Origin of the sequence: Riemerella columbina DSM 16469 (assembly GCF_000374405.1) — a bacterium.
GTDB lineage: Bacteria > Bacteroidota > Bacteroidia > Flavobacteriales > Weeksellaceae > Riemerella > Riemerella columbina.
Genome location: NZ_KB894217.1, coordinates 261,905 through 276,778 on the forward strand (window position 1 = coordinate 261,905; position 14,874 = coordinate 276,778).

Sequence of the window (14,874 nt, forward strand, 5' to 3'; positions counted from 1 at the left end):
TAACTTAAGCAAAAATAGTTATGAAAAAATTTAAGTTCTCATGGGGACACGGCGTGGTCGTTGCATTAGCCTCTTTTATTATATTTATTTTGTATTTGATTTTTGTGTTTTCACATGGTCAGCAAAATTCAGAATTAGTGTCGGATGATTATTACGAAGAAGAATTAGGCTACCAAAAAGTAATCGATGCTAAAAATAATGCCGCAACTCTAGAACAAATCCCTGAATACAAACTCAATACGAACGGTATTAAAATCTCTTTTCCAAAAGATATTAATAACCAAAATTCCAAAGTTCGATTTATACTCTACCGAGTAGACGATCAGCGTTTGGATATTAAAAAAGATATTCAACTAAATGCCGATAACACATTTCTCATTCCGAGTAAGGTATTAGTAAAAGGGGCATATATTTTGAAGTTGATGTGGACAAAAGATAATAAAAATTATCAAGTAGACTACGAAGTTTTATGGAACTAACACTCGTCATAGCAGCACTTACATTAGGATTCACTACAGGGTTCCATTGTATTGGTATGTGTGGTCCTATAGCCCTTTCTTTAGGTTTATCTAAAAGTGAGCAAGTGAGTTTTCATCTTCAGAATATGACTTACCAGTTGGGGCGTGTGTTTACCTATACCATTTTAGGAGCCATTGTAGGTTTCGTGGGTGAGGGATTTCAAATGGCAGGCTTCCAAAGTTGGCTAACGATTTTAGCAGGTATACTTTTGGTGGTTATGGCACTATTTTCATTTAGTTCTGGTGATTTTGCCTCAAAAATTCCATGGTTATCCCAATTATTACTCAAAGTAAAACTTAATTTAGGTAAATTACTCGCTAAAAAAGATTACTCCTCAAGATTTTTAACTGGGGTGCTGAATGGGCTGTTGCCTTGTGGTATGGTGTATATGGCGCTTACCGCATCTTTAACATCAGGAGGAATTTGGCAAGGGGCTTTATTTATGACTTTGTTTGGATTGGGAACTATTCCATTTATGTTTGCCACGGTACTTTTTGGTAATTTATTAAATGCAGCCGTTAGGAGTACCATATTAAAAGTCGTTCCAGTTCTTATGATTGTACTGGGCGGGTTGTTCATACTTAGAGGGATGGAAGTTGGGATTCCTTATGTATCGCCTAAAAAGACTTCATTACAAATTACAGAACAGGGTAAAACGGGTGAAAGTTGCCATAGTACAACCACGGAAAGTTGTTGCCACTAATGTTCTAGAAGTACCGAATTAAGGATTTCAGCACAAGCTTCTGGGGCTTCCCAATGTCCATTATGTCCACAATCCAGCAGATAAGATTGTATATTTTTCTTTTGAGGAAGATGATTAATGGTCATCTCGGTATTTACAGCGGTATCATAAATTCCAGCAAATATCAAAATGGGAATATCAAGTTGTTCCAGAATATGCCGTTTATCGGTGCGTTCTATCATGCCTTTTACTGCGGCTAATGCATTTTCAGGTTTTGTATTTAAGGCAATTTTTTTCGCTAAGTCAATCTTAGGTTTTAAGGCTTCTCGTTTATTAGGATTAAAGAGGAGCGGAACGCCTGCTTTAACATAAGTTTGAAAACTTTCTAAAATAATTCTAAAACTCTTTTGGCGTTGAACTTTTTTCTCTTCGCTGTCTGGAAAATAAGTGGAAAAAAATAAACTAAGGCTTTTAAGATATTCTGGATACTGCTCTGCAAATGCTAAACTAACATAACCACCCATGGAGTGACCTAGCAAATGAAAAGAGGTTAATCCTAAGGCATCAGTCACTTGTTTAACTTCTGTTGCCATTGTTGCCATAGTAAGTATTTCCGTAGTGTCTGGTATTGAGGATTGACCATGACCAGGCAAGTCTATTTTCAACAATTTAAACCCCGATAGAAAAGGAGCCATATCTTCCCAAATGGTATTATTTTCCATAAAACCATGGAGTAATACCAAAACTTCATTACCGTGACCAGAGATGTCGTAATTCAACATGGTATTAGATTTAAACAATAGGGTCGGTTTCAATATGTTTTTTAAAATCTGCAATCGTATCTTCTATACTTTTAAAGTATTTACCCCCTGCAGCGTTGATGTGTCCACCTCCATTAAAGTATTTTCTCGCAAATTGGTTCACATCTACATTGCCTTTGCTTCTAAAAGAAATTTTAATAAAATCTTCGTACAAATCTTCCATAAAGAAGACTGCCATTTTAGTTCCAGCAATGCTAAGACCATAGTTTACAAAGCCATCAGTATCACCTTTTTGGAATCCAAATTCTTTTAATTCTGAACGCTTTAGCCAAATAATAGCCACTGTACCATCATGAACAACTTCCATTCTGCCTAATATCAAAGATAAAAGTTGGAGCCTTGAAAGAGAATTGGTATCCCAAGTATTAGATGAAATAATGTCTGGTTCGGCGCCATGTTCTATTAGATGGGCTATAATGCGGTGCGTTGTTGCACTTGTAGAGCGGAACCTAAAACCACCAGTATCCGTCATAATACCAGTATAAAGACAATTGGCAATCGCCTCATTCATATTAGAGGTGAGTGCTAAGGCTTCTATAAAATGATAGACCATTTGCGAAGTAGCTGGGATGGTGGTATCAGAATAGATATAATCAAACCTGTCGGGCTGTTGATGATGGTCGATGAGTATGGTTTTCGCCTTAGCGTGTGCAATCCAATCGCCTACAATGCCAATTCTAGAAAGGGTATTGAAATCCAAACAAAAAATAACATCTGCATGTTTGATGAGTTCCGAAGCCTTTTTCTTTTTGTATTCGGTAATGGTAATTTTTTTTGCTTCGGGCATCCACTTTAGAAATTTCGGAAAATCGTTTGGTACCACTACTTCTGCCTCAATATTGAGGATTCTTAAAAAATGTTTTAATCCCAAACTAGAACCTATGGCATCGCCATCTGGGTTGTAATGGGTTACAATTACAATTTTATTTTGAGGATTTAGTAAAGTTTTGATATCAGAAATTTCTTCCGTTGTAAACATGAAAATAGATTTTTTTAGAAATGAAAAAACAAAGATAAGGCAAAGGGATGAAAAAATCTTTCTAAATGGGGTTCAATTTTTAAAATTCTAACAGAGCCATAAGTCATTCAGCTTTGAATAAAAAAAATATTTATGTATTCCATTTGTGGTTCCAAAAAAACATTGTATATTTGCACTCAGTTTTTTGCCTCCTGAGAAAAGAGGCGCGTATTTTATTTTTTAATACACTTCAAATTTAGAGATTAAGACGACAATATTATGAAAAGAACATTCCAACCATCAGAAAGAAAGAAAAGAAATAAGCACGGATTCCGTGAAAGAATGTCTACGCCTAATGGAAGACGCGTATTGGCAGCTAGAAGAGCTAAAGGTAGAAAAAGACTCACTGTAAGTGCTGCACGCGCTAAGAGATAAGTTCTATGTTTTAAAATTATACTAAAGTGCTTGAAAACTTTTATTTCAAGCACTTTTTGTTGTTAAAATTTACTAAAATATACCAAGGCTTCAAAAGTTTTTCTTATTTTTGAAACCGCTATTAATATTAAAATCTTACGCAATGCCACATACTCAAAACGAAGGGGACAGCATCATCACACTTAAAAATGCTAAAATCGTTCAGAAAAATTTCACTGTTTTAGATGAAGTGAATTTGGATATCAAAAAAGGGCGTTTTTGCTATTTAATTGGAAAAACAGGCTCTGGTAAAAGTTCACTTTTAAAGGTATTGTATGGGCATTTACCTTTGAAAGAGGGTAGAGGCAAAGTGGCAGGATTCGATTTGGCAACTTTGAGAACTTCGGATATTCCCAATCTTAGAAGAAAGTTGGGGATTGTATTCCAAGACTTCCAATTGCTTACCGATCGTAATGTAGAGAAAAATCTAGAGTTCGTTTTAAAAGCAACGGGCTGGAGTGATAAAAAAAGAATGGACGACCGCATCAACGAAGTGTTGTCTAGTGTGGGGATGAAAACCAAAAAACACAAAATGCCACATGAACTTTCGGGCGGTGAGCAGCAGCGTGTGGCTATTGCAAGGGCATTGCTTAATAAACCAGAGTTAATTTTAGCCGATGAACCGACGGGGAATTTAGACCCAGAAACTTCTAACGATATTATGACGCTGCTTAAGCAAGTGGCACAAGAAAATCATGCAGCGGTAGTGATGGCAACTCACGATTATCATATGATACAAAACTTCCCTGGCGAAGCCATTAGATGCAATGAAGGTAAAGTCCATGTGTTGGATACCGCAGAATTATTTGAATAAATTTTATTTGAAAATATGAAAAGCCTTTGTGGCTTCTATATATTGGTCCGAGTATTGTCTCGGACTTTTTTCTATGGTAAAATGTTCTGTTGTAGCTTTAACAATAGGCTGTTTTGAAAATTCTAAAATCACACGCCTTATAGAACCGCCCTCAATCCCAGTAATTAAGACTTCTCTATGGAGGAAAAGGGAATGTTTTTGGGCTAATGTCTCGAATAGGGTCTTAGACTCATAAGGGATAATAACGCTAAAAAGTCCCGTTGGGGGTAATAATCTTGAAGCATTAAGAATTAAGTCCTCGAAATTGAGCTGTATTTGTTGTCTAGCGATGCTGTCTTTAGTAGAAGTGTTGATTTCAAAATAAGGTGGGTTGCATACGATGAAATCAAATAAAAATTCGGATTTGAAAGTTTTAATATCGCCTTTGTTAGCCGATAATCTATCTTTAAAAGGGGCATTTTTAAAATTTAAAGCAGTTAGATGGGCGGCGTCTGGGTTATAATCTATTCCCGTAATATTGAAGTGATTAAAGCGCTGGGCTAGCATCAAGCTGATGATTCCAGTGCCTGTACCGATTTCTAAAGTTTTGCCTATTGGATTTTTAAAATTAGTGAATGCCAAAGCTCCTAATAACACGGCATCAGTGCCTACACGAAATACGGCTTTCGATTGGGCAATGGAAAATTGCTGAAAATGAAAAGGCTTTAAAGACGACATTTAGGCTTGTTCTTTAGGCAGGGTAATAATAAATTTTGTCCCGCGATTCACTTCGGTTTTTACTTCTATGGTTCCTTTGTAGTCTTCTATCATTTTCTTTACCATGGTCAATCCTAATCCCATTCCGTTGGACTTAGAAGTAAAATTCGGTTCAAAAATTCGGTTGATTTTATTAGGTGGTATCCCTTCGCCATTGTCCTCTATGGTGAGTCGGATATGGTTGGTGCGGTTTTCCAAATCTATATTGATGATGAGTTTTCTAGATTCGGCTTCCGCTTGTATTGCATTAGTCACAAGATTATTGATAATTCGAGTGAAAAATGATTGGTCTATATGATAGATGATATTTTTCTGGTTGGCATGAAAATGTATGGCTTTATCATCAAAAATAGTAATGATATTTTTAATTTCTTCATTTAGATTTAGGCGTTCATCCTCTCGTTTAGGTAGTTTAGCAAACTCAGAAAATGCCGTTGCCACTCTAGAAATAATATCAATTTGATTAATCATAGATTCGCTAAGTTCCTTTACTTTGGTGTCTATATTGGGATCGTTGCAATCAAATTTTCTTTCAAAATTTTGGATTTGAAGTTTCATTGGAGTTAGTGGGTTTTTTACCTCGTGGGCAACTTGTTTTGCCATTTCTCGCCAAGCGGTTTCCTTTTCGATATGAGAAAGGCGTTCTTTTTGTGCATCAATTTGAAAGATTAAACTATTATATGCTTTTACCAAAATACCAATTTCATCATTTCTATGGTAGCGAATAGGGCTTACTTGCTTATCAAATAAACTGATTTTGTTGATGATTTCCGAAACTTTACTCAGGTTTCGGGTAATTCTTTTAGATATAAACCAACTAAAGAAAATACTGATGCTGATAAGTATGATATTGAATATTAGAATATTATTGATGTACTGGTCAAAGATATCTTTATAAATATTTACACTATGGTAAGAGGGGTAATAGACGATACCAATAGGCTCGAAAATATTATTTTTAAGAATAATATAAGAAGAAGTTACCGATTTATTTTTAAAATTACCATCAATGGTGATGTCCATTCTAGAGTCTGATTTTAAAACTTTAAGCAGAATATTGGTGGGAATTTCTTTTTGTTTTATAAGGTTAGGGGGCTTATTAGATAGCAGAAAATGACCTTCTAAATCATAAATTACAATATCATGACTGTGGATATCTGCTATTTCTTTTATTTTATTTTGAAGAGTAGCTTTTAGGTTTTTTGGAGTAACATAGTCTCGGCTCACCGCATAATCCAAAGAAGCAGTAAGGGCTTCTGCAGTTTTTTGCATTTCAATTTTATTTTGAATTACCGCAGTACGCCTGATAATAATATAGGAAATAAGAGAAGAGCCTATCATGCTGAGAGCACAAATGAGTAAGAAGCCAATGAAAATTCTATTTCTTATACTAAAACTTTTGTAACTAATGGGCATATTAGTGCTGAATTAATTTTGCAACATATTTACCAATAATATCGAATTCTAGATTGACACTATCACCAGCTTTCAAATGTTGCATATTGGTAAACTCCCAAGTATAAGGAATTATCGCCACGCTAAATTGCTGAGATTCACTTTTGGCTACCGTTAGGCTAATACCATTGACTGTAATAGAGCCTTGGGGTACGGTTACAAAATCTGCATTATAACTTATAGTAACTAAAAAACTGCCATCTTTTTCAATGATGGAAACCACCTGACCTATCGTATCTACATGCCCTTGTACAATGTGTCCATCTAGTCGTCCATTCATAACCATACATCGTTCTAGGTTAACCATAGTGCCCACTTTCCAATCGCCGAGATTGGTTTTGTTTAGAGTTTCTTGTATCGCTGTCACTTGATATTGGGAATCAGAAACTTTAACTACGGTAAGGCAACAGCCATTATGGGCAAGACTTTGGTCTATTTTCAATTCGGAACTTAACGGACAACTTAGCGTGAAATTGATATTCGTGCCTTCGTGTTCTATGCGTTCCACTTTTCCTACTGCCTCTACAATTCCTGTAAACATATTATTTTTTTTGTTAAATTTGTAACTTTAGAAAACAAAGATAAGCATTTAATAAGATATAAATTAAATATGAGTAACAAACATCACAAGCCAAGAGTGGGAATTTCTGTAGGGGATTATAATGGGATTGGTCCTGAAATTATCCTAAAAACTTTAAGGGATAAAGCCATTACTGATTTTTTTACGCCCATTATTTTTGGTTCTGGGAAATTGTTTTCATATCAAAAAAATATTTTTAAAATTCAAGCTAATTTTCATTACATAAACCAAGCGGAAGATGCTGTAGCTGGAAAGATTAATATCGTTAATCTTTGGAAAGACAATGTGAATGTAGATTTGGGAACGCCTACGGAAGAGTCTACAAAAATGGCAATAGATTCTTTAGAGGCAGCTACTAAGGCTTTAAAATCCGAAGTGATTGATGTTTTGGTTACTGCACCGATTAACAAAGACGAAATGATGAAATTAGGCTTCGGTTTTGCGGGACATACAGGATATTTAGAACATCAGTTAGGGACTAAAGGTTTGATGTTTTTGGTGACGGAGGATTTAAAAGTAGCGGTGTCTACACACCATATTCCTGTAGCAGAAGTGGCTCAAAATATTAATAAAGATAAAATAAAACAGCAGCTTAAAATTCTTAATGACACTCTAAAAAAAGATTTCTGTATAGAGAAACCTAAAATTGCGGTGTTAGGGCTTAATCCACATGCGGGTGATGGCGGTGCCATTGGGAAAGAGGAAATAGAAATCATTACGCCGGCGATTCAAGAAAGTTTTGAAGAAGGGCTAATGGCGTTTGGACCTTATCCTGCGGATAGCTTTTTTCAACCAGAAAAGTATAGAAATTTTGATGCCGTTTTAGCCATGTACCATGATCAAGGATTAGCACCATTTAAAACGATTGCGTATGAAAGTGGGGTAAATTATACTGCGGGGCTACCATTTATCCGAACCTCGCCAGACCATGGGACGGCTTATGATATTGCAGGGGAAAATAAAGCAGATTCCACTTCGTTTGAAGAAGCAGTATTTACAGCAATTGAAATTTTTAAAAATCGCAAAGAATATGAAGCGCTGATGTCCAATAGACTCATCAGTAGAGAGGATAAACGATCTGGAAAAGATGAGGATTTGCCGAGAGATGATCGTTAAGATTTTTAGACGCTTTAAAAATATTTTGTTATATAAAAAAAATACCTTATTTTTGCAAACCATTTTTTATGGAAAAATTTAAAGCATACGAAATAGTTTTCTCAGGCTTAAAGAATGGAAAACATCATTTTGAGTTTGAGATAGAGCAATCGTTTTTTCATTTGTTTGGGACTGATATTGAGTTGGATCATACCAAAGTATTGGGAACTGTCGTTTTGGATAAGCATTCTACATTTATGGAATTAGTCTTGTCTATAAACGGAACAGTAGATTTGATATGTGATATTAGTGGTATGCCATATACACAGCCTATAGAGAATACCATTGAAGTATTAATTAAATTCGGGTCAGAGTATGATGATAGTGATGCAGAAGTCATTACGATACCATCCTCTGATCATCAGTTTAATGTAGCGCAGTTGATTTATGAAGCCATTACCCTAGCGATTCCAATGAAAAAAGTATCGCCAGAAGCAGAAGAGAATGATGAATATGAAGCACTACTGGAACAATATAGTCCTAAATTTGAAGAAGAAGATGAAGCGTCTTCGGAAGAAATTGACCCAAGATGGGCAGCGCTTCAGAAATTAAAAAATAAGAATTAAAAAATAATTAGATAATAAAAAATTTGTAATAATGGCACATCCTAAAAGAAGACAGTCGTCAACCAGAAGAGATAAAAGAAGAACGCATTACAAAGCGGAAACGCCTCAGCTAGCAAAAGATGCTACTACAGGAGAAATGCACCTTTATCACAGAGCACACTGGCACGAAGGTAAACTTTACTACAGAGGTAAAGTAGTATTGGAAAAAGAAGTAGAAACTACAGAAGAAAACTAGTCCTCTGTAGAGAAAATTATTTTATGCATAAAAACCACTCTTTTTTTTGGATTGAGTGGTTTTTGTTATTATATTTGAACAATTAAAATACACATCTATGGATTTAAAAGATTTACAAAACCTTATAAAATTTGTTTCCAAATCAGAGGTTTCAGAGGTTAAATACAAAACTAACGATTACGAAATTAGCATCAAAAACCCTAGTGCATCTAATAATGCTAGCGGGGTAACTTATGTACAACAAGCGATGCCAATGGCACAGCCTACGATGCCTGCACAACCTGCAGTGCCTGCGGCACAACCTGCCTCAACGCCTGTCGCTACTCCAGCAGCAGAACCTAAAGCAGATGACGATAGCAAGTATATTGCCATCAAATCCCCTATGATTGGTACATTCTACAGAAAACCAGCACCAGATAAAGAGGTGTTTGTAAATGTAGGCGATAGCGTAACCGAAGGAAAGGTGGTTTGCGTAATCGAAGCCATGAAACTATTCAACCAAATTGAAAGTGAGGTGAGTGGTAAAATCGTTAAGATTCTAGTGGACGATGCTACCCCAGTAGAATACGACCAGCCTCTATTCTTAGTGGATCCATCATAAGTTTAATTAGAAGTTAGAAAAAAGAAGTTTATACTTTTTAGCTTCATAACTTTTGTATAATCATTAGATGGTCTAATTAACTAATTAAAATTATGTTTAAAAAAATATTAATTGCCAACCGTGGAGAAATCGCTATGCGTATTCTTCGTACTTGTAGAGAAATGGGCATCAAAACTGTGGCGGTATATTCCACTGCGGATAAAGATAGCCTTCATGTTCGTTTTGCAGACGAAGCGGTATGTATAGGACCACCGGCAAGTAAAGATTCTTATTTAAGTATTCCTAATATTTTAGCAGCGGCAGAAATCACAAATGCTGATGCCATACACCCAGGATACGGATTTTTATCAGAAAATGCTAACTTTTCTAGAATATGCCAAAAAAACAATATTAAATTCATAGGTGCTAGTCCAGAGCAAATTGAAAGAATGGGAGACAAGGCAACGGCTAAAGCCACGATGAAAGAAGCGGGGATTCCTTGTGTACCTGGTTCCGATGGTCTGATAGACTCTTATGAAGAAGCGGCTAAAATCGCTGAGGAAATAGGCTACCCAGTCATGATTAAAGCCACTGCAGGTGGTGGTGGCAAAGGTATGCGTGCAGTATGGAAAGCAGAAGACCTAAAAGATCACTGGGACTCTGCCATTCAGGAAGCAGTAGCGGCATTTGGTAATGGTGGAATGTATATGGAAAAGTTGATTGAAGAGCCTCGGCATATTGAAATCCAAATTGCAGGCGATCAATATGGAAAGGCGTGTCACTTGTCCGAGAGAGATTGCTCTGTACAGCGTAGAAACCAAAAATTAACAGAAGAAACCCCTTCCCCTTTTATGACGGATGAACTTCGTGAAAAAATGGGTGAAGCGGCAGTAAAAGCCGCAGAATATATCGGCTACGAAGGTGTGGGAACGATCGAGTTTCTAGTGGATAAGCATAGAAATTTCTATTTTATGGAAATGAATACGCGTATCCAAGTAGAACATCCTATTACTGAACAAGTTATTGATTACGACTTAATTCGGGAGCAGATTTTATTAGCTTCGGGAGTGCATATATCTGGGAAAAACCATTTCCCTAAGTTACATTCTATAGAATGTAGAATTAATGCAGAGGATCCGTTTAATGGCTTTAGACCTAGCCCAGGTAAAATCAAAAATCTCAATATTCCTGGCGGGCATGGTGTGCGTGTAGATACGCATGTGTATGCAGGATATACCATTCCATCTAATTACGATTCTATGATTGCAAAATTGATTACTACGGCACAAACCCGTGAGGAAGCGATTGCAAAAATGAAGCGTGCATTAGAAGAATTCTATATTGAAGGTATCAAAACTACAGTGCCATTCCATAGACAACTAATGGACGACCCTGACTTTGTAGCAGGAAACTACACAACCAAATTTATGGAAGATTTTAAAATGAGTAAAGATTACGAAAGTATGTAATCCTCATTCTTAATTAGATACAAAATCGGCTTCAATACATTTTGAAGCCGATTTTTTATTTTAAATTTCTTTTCTAAGAAAAAAAGTATTATTTTTGTATCCATAAAGATACATTTGATGTATGATATTAGAACAACAGAAGCATTTGACAAATGGTTAAGGAAACTTAAGGATCTAAAGGCAAAGTCTAAAATTTTATTTAGAATTCAAAAGTTACAATATGATGAACATTTTGGGGATTGTAAGTCAGTAGGAAATGGAATCATTGAACTCCGAATTAATTATGCTAAAGGATATAGAATTTATTTGAAAAAAGTAGAGGGCATGATGATTATCTTGCTAGTAGGTGGAGATAAGTCTACACAGCAAAAGGATATAGATGCCGCAAAGCAGTTTTGGGACGAAATAAAACATAAAATAAAAAATGGAAATGACGAAATTTAGTATTTCAAATTATTTAGATAATAATGAAATTATTGCAGAATATTTAAACACTGTTCTAGAAGAGGGTAATGATGCAGACCTTATAGTAGCCATAGGGGAAATTGCAAAAACTATAGGAATGACAAAAATTGCTGAAGAAACAGGCATGAGTAGACCAAGCCTTTATAAAGCATTATCCAATGGTGCGAAACCACAATTTTCTACGATAATGAAAGTATTAAAAGCTATAGGTGGACAAATTAAAATAAGTCCCATTACTACTTAAAATAATAGTCTTAAGTGTTACTCTAAAACAAAGTTGGTGTTTCCTTTGTCATTTTAGGAATGGTTAAATTAACTCCCAATCTTGTATTAAGTTTTTCAATAAAATAAGCAGACAAAAGCGGTGAGGCTTTCTCTACATTTTGATGAACAAAGAAATACAAATGTTGTAACCCTTGGGTTTTCCATTGTTCAATTTGGTTAATCCAATCGTCCAATCGGGTGTAGTCGGATTCTGCATTGGCACCCACATAGCGTACAAAAGCCGTTGGGGTAGTCAGTCGCATATGGAGCATATCTCTACGCCCAGCGGTATCCACTAAAATATTGGTAATATTATGCGCTTTAAACAAGCTGCAAGTCTCTTCAAAAATAGTATCATCCGAAAACCATTCTTCATTTCTCAATTCAATAGCCAATGGTAGTTCCTGAGGCCATTTTTTAACAAAACTTTCTAGTCTATCCCAGTTTTTAGGTTTAAAATTATCGTGCAATTGTAGGAATACCATTCCCAACTTTTCATTAAAGTTTAAAATAGAAGTGGCATATTGAGTCACTACATCGTCTACATTAATCAACCTTCTATAATGCGATACCGTATTGATTATCTTCGGAAAAAACTTAAAGTCAGCGGGTGTTTTGTCTCGCCAAATTTCCACTTGCTCAGGAGATGGCAACCCATAAAAAGTGGCATTCATCTCAATAGCATTAAACTGAGTGGAATAATAAGTTAATTCGTCTTTAGTACCTCTTGGGTAGAATCCTTTTAAATCCGTTCTATTCCACTTTGCACAGCCGATAGAAATGTCTAATTCTTTAGCCTCTTGATAGCCCAAAACCTTTATGGTATCAGGGTGGGGGCGGGGTAAAGTGAAATCGATAATGCTAGGGTCTGGGACTTGTCCAAATTTCATACGATCTATTTTTTAGATGAGGATTGCGCTACTTTTCCAATCGTTAAACCTTGAACCAAAATACTAAATAATACCGTAATATAAGTCGCTACGAGAAGAATATTTTTGGTTTCTGATGGAGGTAATGATAAGACTAAGGCTAGAGAAAGTCCCCCTCTTAGTCCGCCCCAAGAGATGATTTTTGCATCATTTCTGCTCAATCTTAAAAATTTTGGAAAAGTTTTAAGCGGTGTATAGACCAAAAACGCTCGGGTAAGCAATACAATCACCAAGGCTGAAATACCCAATACAACATATCTTATTTCAAAGTCAACTACGATGAGTACAAAGGCAATTACAATAAATAATAAGGCGTTGAGTATCACATCTACCAATTCCCAGAACTTATGAACATATTCTTCCGTCGTATCGCTCATAGCAATTTTTTTACGGAAATTTCCCACCATCAGCCCCATAACTACCATAGATAATGCCCCAGAAATATGGAAGTAATTAGCTAAAGAATAGCCTCCCATTACAAAGGCTAAAGTCAATAATACTTCAGTTTCGTAGTGGTCGATACTTTTGAGTAAAATATGTAATAAATAACCATATACCAAACCTAGTAGTACGCCACCAATCGCTTCTTTTACGAACAGCATACCGAAATGTGCCACTTCAAAATCACCGACTTTTAAGGTATCAATCAAAGCAATAAATAATACTACACCAATCCCATCATTAAACAAACTTTCTCCTACGATGATGGATTCTGTTTTTTTAGGAACGCCTGCTTGTTTTAAAATACCTAATACGGCAATGGGGTCGGTTGGTGAAATAAGCGCTCCAAAAATTAGACAATAAATAAAACTAATTTCCAAGCCTAATAGTTGTGAGGCATAATAAAATAGCTCTGCAATAATGATGGTAGATAAAATGACCCCCCCCAAAGCATAACTGGCAATGGATTTAATTTGAGATTTTAAATCGCCCCAGTTGGTATGTAGAGCCCCTGCAAAAAGCAAAAAGCCAAGGAAAATATCGATGATCAGTTTATCGATATTCGCTGCTGTAAGGTAGGCTTCAATTTCTTCAATATGTAAATCCAACCAAAACTGAGAGGTTACCACCACCAAAGAAAGCGCGGTAGACAAGAAAAACAATCCAATAACGAAGGGAAGTTTTAAAAACTTTTGGTTGATATAAGAGAATGCTGCGGACATCCCAATCAATAAAATAAATATAGTATAAGAACTCATAACGAATAGTTTATATCGCTTAAATAAAAAAGGCTTAAAGCCATAAAATTTGTGGCGAATTTACGAAAAAAACATAGATAGATAAAAACTTTAGAATCATAGGCGGTAGGCAACAATCTACTCCTTACCACTTAACCCTCCTCACTTCATTTATAATCTATCATTTAGCATTTTAAATTGCTATAGGCGGTAGGCTTTAAGCAGTAAGCTACTCAAAACTTTTAACTCTTCACTTTTAATTTATAATTTAGCATTTATAATTCTTCTAAAATCTAATATCCAAGCTCTAATTTCTAAATTTTCTTGCACAATAAAAAAATTATTGTACCTTTGTCGCCGTTATGACACGCAATACCAGCAACATAAAAATTTCTCAAAAAAACTACCCCAATAATTTGGTGGTTTCAGAAAATTGTGTAAACACACACACACACACACACACACACACACACACACACACACACACAAGTTAAATCCCGCGTAACGCGCGTATTATACAACCTTTTTTCTAAAAAAACAAACAGAAGTCTTTTAGATTTTACGGCTATATGCCGTAGGCTAAAGGCTTCAGGCAATCACTTGATATTTGCTTTAGGCAGTAAGCAGAAAGCAACAAGCCACTCAAAACTTAAAATTTATCACTCCTTACTCGCTTTAGGCCGTAAGCCGAATGCAGGAAGCCACTTATCACTTAACCCTTTTCACTTTTACCTTGCTGAAGGCAGTAAGCCGAAGGCTATAAGCTATTCAAACCTCGTCGTAGGCCATAAGTTGAAAGCCACAAGTTACTCAAAACTCATCACTCAAAACTCAAACCTTGCCTTAGGCTTAAAGCCTACGGCTTACAGCCAAAATATTGCAGCCCTTTCTTTGGCATTCCTTGCCATGGGCTGTAGCCCTGTCCTCATTTTCTTTAAGTTGTGTGTTATATATCTGGGGGCAGGGCGTTTTTT

The 14,874-nt window shown here is 35.9% G+C and carries 18 protein-coding genes and 1 pseudogene; 12 read left to right on the forward strand and 7 right to left on the reverse strand.

What is annotated here, in order from left to right; all coding sequences use genetic code 11:
• Positions 1-20 precede the first annotated feature (20 nt).
• A complete protein-coding gene (locus tag C237_RS0101290) occupies positions 21-479 on the forward strand; it encodes a FixH family protein (protein ID WP_018674679.1) in 459 nt (152 codons plus the stop codon).
• Positions 470-1,222 carry a sulfite exporter TauE/SafE family protein gene (locus C237_RS0101295; RefSeq protein ID WP_018674680.1) on the forward strand — a complete coding sequence of 251 codons (753 nt, stop codon included), beginning with the start codon at positions 470-472 and terminating at the stop codon, positions 1,220-1,222. The genes C237_RS0101290 and C237_RS0101295 overlap by 10 nt, the downstream gene beginning before the upstream one ends.
• Here C237_RS0101295 and C237_RS0101300 read toward each other — a convergent pair.
• Entirely contained in the window at positions 1,219-1,983 is a 765-nt protein-coding gene (locus C237_RS0101300) for an alpha/beta fold hydrolase (protein WP_026315420.1), read from the reverse strand. The genes C237_RS0101295 and C237_RS0101300 overlap by 4 nt on opposite strands.
• A 10-nt stretch (positions 1,984-1,993) precedes the next feature.
• Positions 1,994-3,001 (reverse strand): DHH family phosphoesterase, encoded by a 1,008-nt coding sequence (locus C237_RS0101305; RefSeq protein WP_018674682.1) that lies wholly within the window; start codon positions 2,999-3,001, stop codon positions 1,994-1,996.
• 258 nt (positions 3,002-3,259) lie between these two features.
• Here C237_RS0101305 and rpmH point away from each other — a divergent pair, with 258 nt between their 5' ends.
• Both rpmH and C237_RS0101320 read left to right on the forward strand, forming a co-directional pair.
• The gene (gene rpmH, locus C237_RS0101315; protein ID WP_018674684.1) at positions 3,260-3,415 is read left to right on the forward strand and encodes a 50S ribosomal protein L34; all 156 of its coding nucleotides are present in this window, start codon (positions 3,260-3,262) and stop codon (positions 3,413-3,415) included.
• A 142-nt stretch (positions 3,416-3,557) separates the two neighbouring features.
• Positions 3,558-4,268: a cell division ATP-binding protein FtsE gene (locus tag C237_RS0101320; RefSeq protein ID WP_018674685.1), complete on the forward strand. Its 711-nt coding sequence runs from the start codon at positions 3,558-3,560 to the stop codon at positions 4,266-4,268.
• Positions 4,269-4,271: 3 nt separating this feature from the next.
• Here the strand turns inward: C237_RS0101320 and C237_RS0101325 are convergent, their stop codons facing one another.
• The 3 genes from C237_RS0101325 to C237_RS0101335 all read right to left on the reverse strand — a co-directional run bounded on the left by C237_RS0101325 (position 4,272) and on the right by C237_RS0101335 (position 7,020).
• Complete coding sequence (locus C237_RS0101325) at positions 4,272-4,985, reverse strand: tRNA1(Val) (adenine(37)-N6)-methyltransferase (RefSeq protein ID WP_018674686.1); 714 nt, start codon at positions 4,983-4,985, stop codon at positions 4,272-4,274.
• The gene (locus C237_RS0101330) at positions 4,986-6,365 is read right to left on the reverse strand and encodes a sensor histidine kinase (RefSeq protein ID WP_018674687.1); all 1,380 of its coding nucleotides are present in this window, start codon (positions 6,363-6,365) and stop codon (positions 4,986-4,988) included.
• Positions 6,366-6,441: 76 nt separating this feature from the next.
• Positions 6,442-7,020, reverse strand: a complete 579-nt coding sequence (locus C237_RS0101335) for a riboflavin synthase (protein ID WP_018674688.1) — start codon at positions 7,018-7,020, stop codon at positions 6,442-6,444.
• Between the two features lie 69 nt (positions 7,021-7,089).
• On the opposite strand from C237_RS0101335, the gene pdxA reads away from it, so the two are divergent.
• The 7 genes from pdxA (at position 7,090) to C237_RS0101375 (ending at position 11,773) form a co-directional block, all read left to right on the forward strand.
• Positions 7,090-8,175 (forward strand): 4-hydroxythreonine-4-phosphate dehydrogenase PdxA, encoded by a 1,086-nt coding sequence (gene pdxA, locus C237_RS0101340; protein ID WP_018674689.1) that lies wholly within the window; start codon positions 7,090-7,092, stop codon positions 8,173-8,175.
• 68 nt (positions 8,176-8,243) lie between these two features.
• Complete coding sequence (locus tag C237_RS0101350) at positions 8,244-8,780, forward strand: YceD family protein (RefSeq protein ID WP_018674691.1); 537 nt, start codon at positions 8,244-8,246, stop codon at positions 8,778-8,780.
• A gap of 31 nt (positions 8,781-8,811) precedes the next feature.
• A complete protein-coding gene (gene rpmF / locus C237_RS0101355) occupies positions 8,812-9,015 on the forward strand; it encodes a 50S ribosomal protein L32 (protein WP_018674692.1) in 204 nt (67 codons plus the stop codon).
• A 97-nt stretch (positions 9,016-9,112) separates the two neighbouring features.
• The gene (accB, locus tag C237_RS0101360; protein WP_018674693.1) at positions 9,113-9,616 is read left to right on the forward strand and encodes an acetyl-CoA carboxylase biotin carboxyl carrier protein; all 504 of its coding nucleotides are present in this window, start codon (positions 9,113-9,115) and stop codon (positions 9,614-9,616) included.
• 92 nt (positions 9,617-9,708) lie between these two features.
• Positions 9,709-11,064 carry an acetyl-CoA carboxylase biotin carboxylase subunit gene (gene accC / locus C237_RS0101365; protein WP_018674694.1) on the forward strand — a complete coding sequence of 452 codons (1,356 nt, stop codon included), beginning with the start codon at positions 9,709-9,711 and terminating at the stop codon, positions 11,062-11,064.
• Between the two features lie 117 nt (positions 11,065-11,181).
• The gene (locus C237_RS0101370; RefSeq protein ID WP_018674695.1) at positions 11,182-11,508 is read left to right on the forward strand and encodes a type II toxin-antitoxin system RelE/ParE family toxin; all 327 of its coding nucleotides are present in this window, start codon (positions 11,182-11,184) and stop codon (positions 11,506-11,508) included.
• Complete coding sequence (locus tag C237_RS0101375; RefSeq protein ID WP_245539684.1) at positions 11,495-11,773, forward strand: addiction module antidote protein; 279 nt, start codon at positions 11,495-11,497, stop codon at positions 11,771-11,773. The genes C237_RS0101370 and C237_RS0101375 overlap by 14 nt, the downstream gene beginning before the upstream one ends.
• A 22-nt stretch (positions 11,774-11,795) precedes the next feature.
• On the opposite strand, the gene C237_RS0101380 is transcribed toward C237_RS0101375, so the two are convergent.
• Both C237_RS0101380 and C237_RS0101385 read right to left on the reverse strand, forming a co-directional pair.
• Positions 11,796-12,683, reverse strand: coding sequence for a DUF72 domain-containing protein (locus tag C237_RS0101380; protein ID WP_018674697.1), 888 nt, complete (start codon positions 12,681-12,683; stop codon positions 11,796-11,798).
• Positions 12,684-12,688: 5 nt separating this feature from the next.
• Positions 12,689-13,921, reverse strand: a complete 1,233-nt coding sequence (locus C237_RS0101385) for a cation:proton antiporter (protein ID WP_018674698.1) — start codon at positions 13,919-13,921, stop codon at positions 12,689-12,691.
• 579 nt (positions 13,922-14,500) lie between these two features.
• Between C237_RS0101385 and C237_RS14435 the strand changes: the two are divergent.
• Positions 14,501-14,874: pseudogene (locus tag C237_RS14435) on the forward strand (hypothetical protein); the annotation flags it as partial.

What these genes read in the sequence shown, in the direction of transcription:
- C237_RS0101290 (WP_018674679.1), top strand. Translation starts at nt 21, where the DNA reads ATGAAAAAATTTAAGTTCTCATGGGGACACGGCGTGGTCGTTGCATTA.
- C237_RS0101295 (WP_018674680.1), top strand. Translation starts at nt 470, where the DNA reads ATGGAACTAACACTCGTCATAGCAGCACTTACATTAGGATTCACTACA.
- C237_RS0101300 (WP_026315420.1), bottom strand. Translation starts at nt 1,983, where the DNA reads ATGTTGAATTACGACATCTCTGGTCACGGTAATGAAGTTTTGGTATTA.
- C237_RS0101305 (WP_018674682.1), bottom strand. Translation starts at nt 3,001, where the DNA reads ATGTTTACAACGGAAGAAATTTCTGATATCAAAACTTTACTAAATCCT.
- rpmH (WP_018674684.1), top strand. Translation starts at nt 3,260, where the DNA reads ATGAAAAGAACATTCCAACCATCAGAAAGAAAGAAAAGAAATAAGCAC.
- C237_RS0101320 (WP_018674685.1), top strand. Translation starts at nt 3,558, where the DNA reads ATGCCACATACTCAAAACGAAGGGGACAGCATCATCACACTTAAAAAT.
- C237_RS0101325 (WP_018674686.1), bottom strand. Translation starts at nt 4,985, where the DNA reads ATGTCGTCTTTAAAGCCTTTTCATTTTCAGCAATTTTCCATTGCCCAA.
- C237_RS0101330 (WP_018674687.1), bottom strand. Translation starts at nt 6,365, where the DNA reads ATGATAGGCTCTTCTCTTATTTCCTATATTATTATCAGGCGTACTGCG.
- C237_RS0101335 (WP_018674688.1), bottom strand. Translation starts at nt 7,020, where the DNA reads ATGTTTACAGGAATTGTAGAGGCAGTAGGAAAAGTGGAACGCATAGAA.
- pdxA (WP_018674689.1), top strand. Translation starts at nt 7,090, where the DNA reads ATGAGTAACAAACATCACAAGCCAAGAGTGGGAATTTCTGTAGGGGAT.
- C237_RS0101350 (WP_018674691.1), top strand. Translation starts at nt 8,244, where the DNA reads ATGGAAAAATTTAAAGCATACGAAATAGTTTTCTCAGGCTTAAAGAAT.
- rpmF (WP_018674692.1), top strand. Translation starts at nt 8,812, where the DNA reads ATGGCACATCCTAAAAGAAGACAGTCGTCAACCAGAAGAGATAAAAGA.
- accB (WP_018674693.1), top strand. Translation starts at nt 9,113, where the DNA reads ATGGATTTAAAAGATTTACAAAACCTTATAAAATTTGTTTCCAAATCA.
- accC (WP_018674694.1), top strand. Translation starts at nt 9,709, where the DNA reads ATGTTTAAAAAAATATTAATTGCCAACCGTGGAGAAATCGCTATGCGT.
- C237_RS0101370 (WP_018674695.1), top strand. Translation starts at nt 11,182, where the DNA reads ATGTATGATATTAGAACAACAGAAGCATTTGACAAATGGTTAAGGAAA.
- C237_RS0101375 (WP_245539684.1), top strand. Translation starts at nt 11,495, where the DNA reads ATGACGAAATTTAGTATTTCAAATTATTTAGATAATAATGAAATTATT.
- C237_RS0101380 (WP_018674697.1), bottom strand. Translation starts at nt 12,683, where the DNA reads ATGAAATTTGGACAAGTCCCAGACCCTAGCATTATCGATTTCACTTTA.
- C237_RS0101385 (WP_018674698.1), bottom strand. Translation starts at nt 13,921, where the DNA reads ATGAGTTCTTATACTATATTTATTTTATTGATTGGGATGTCCGCAGCA.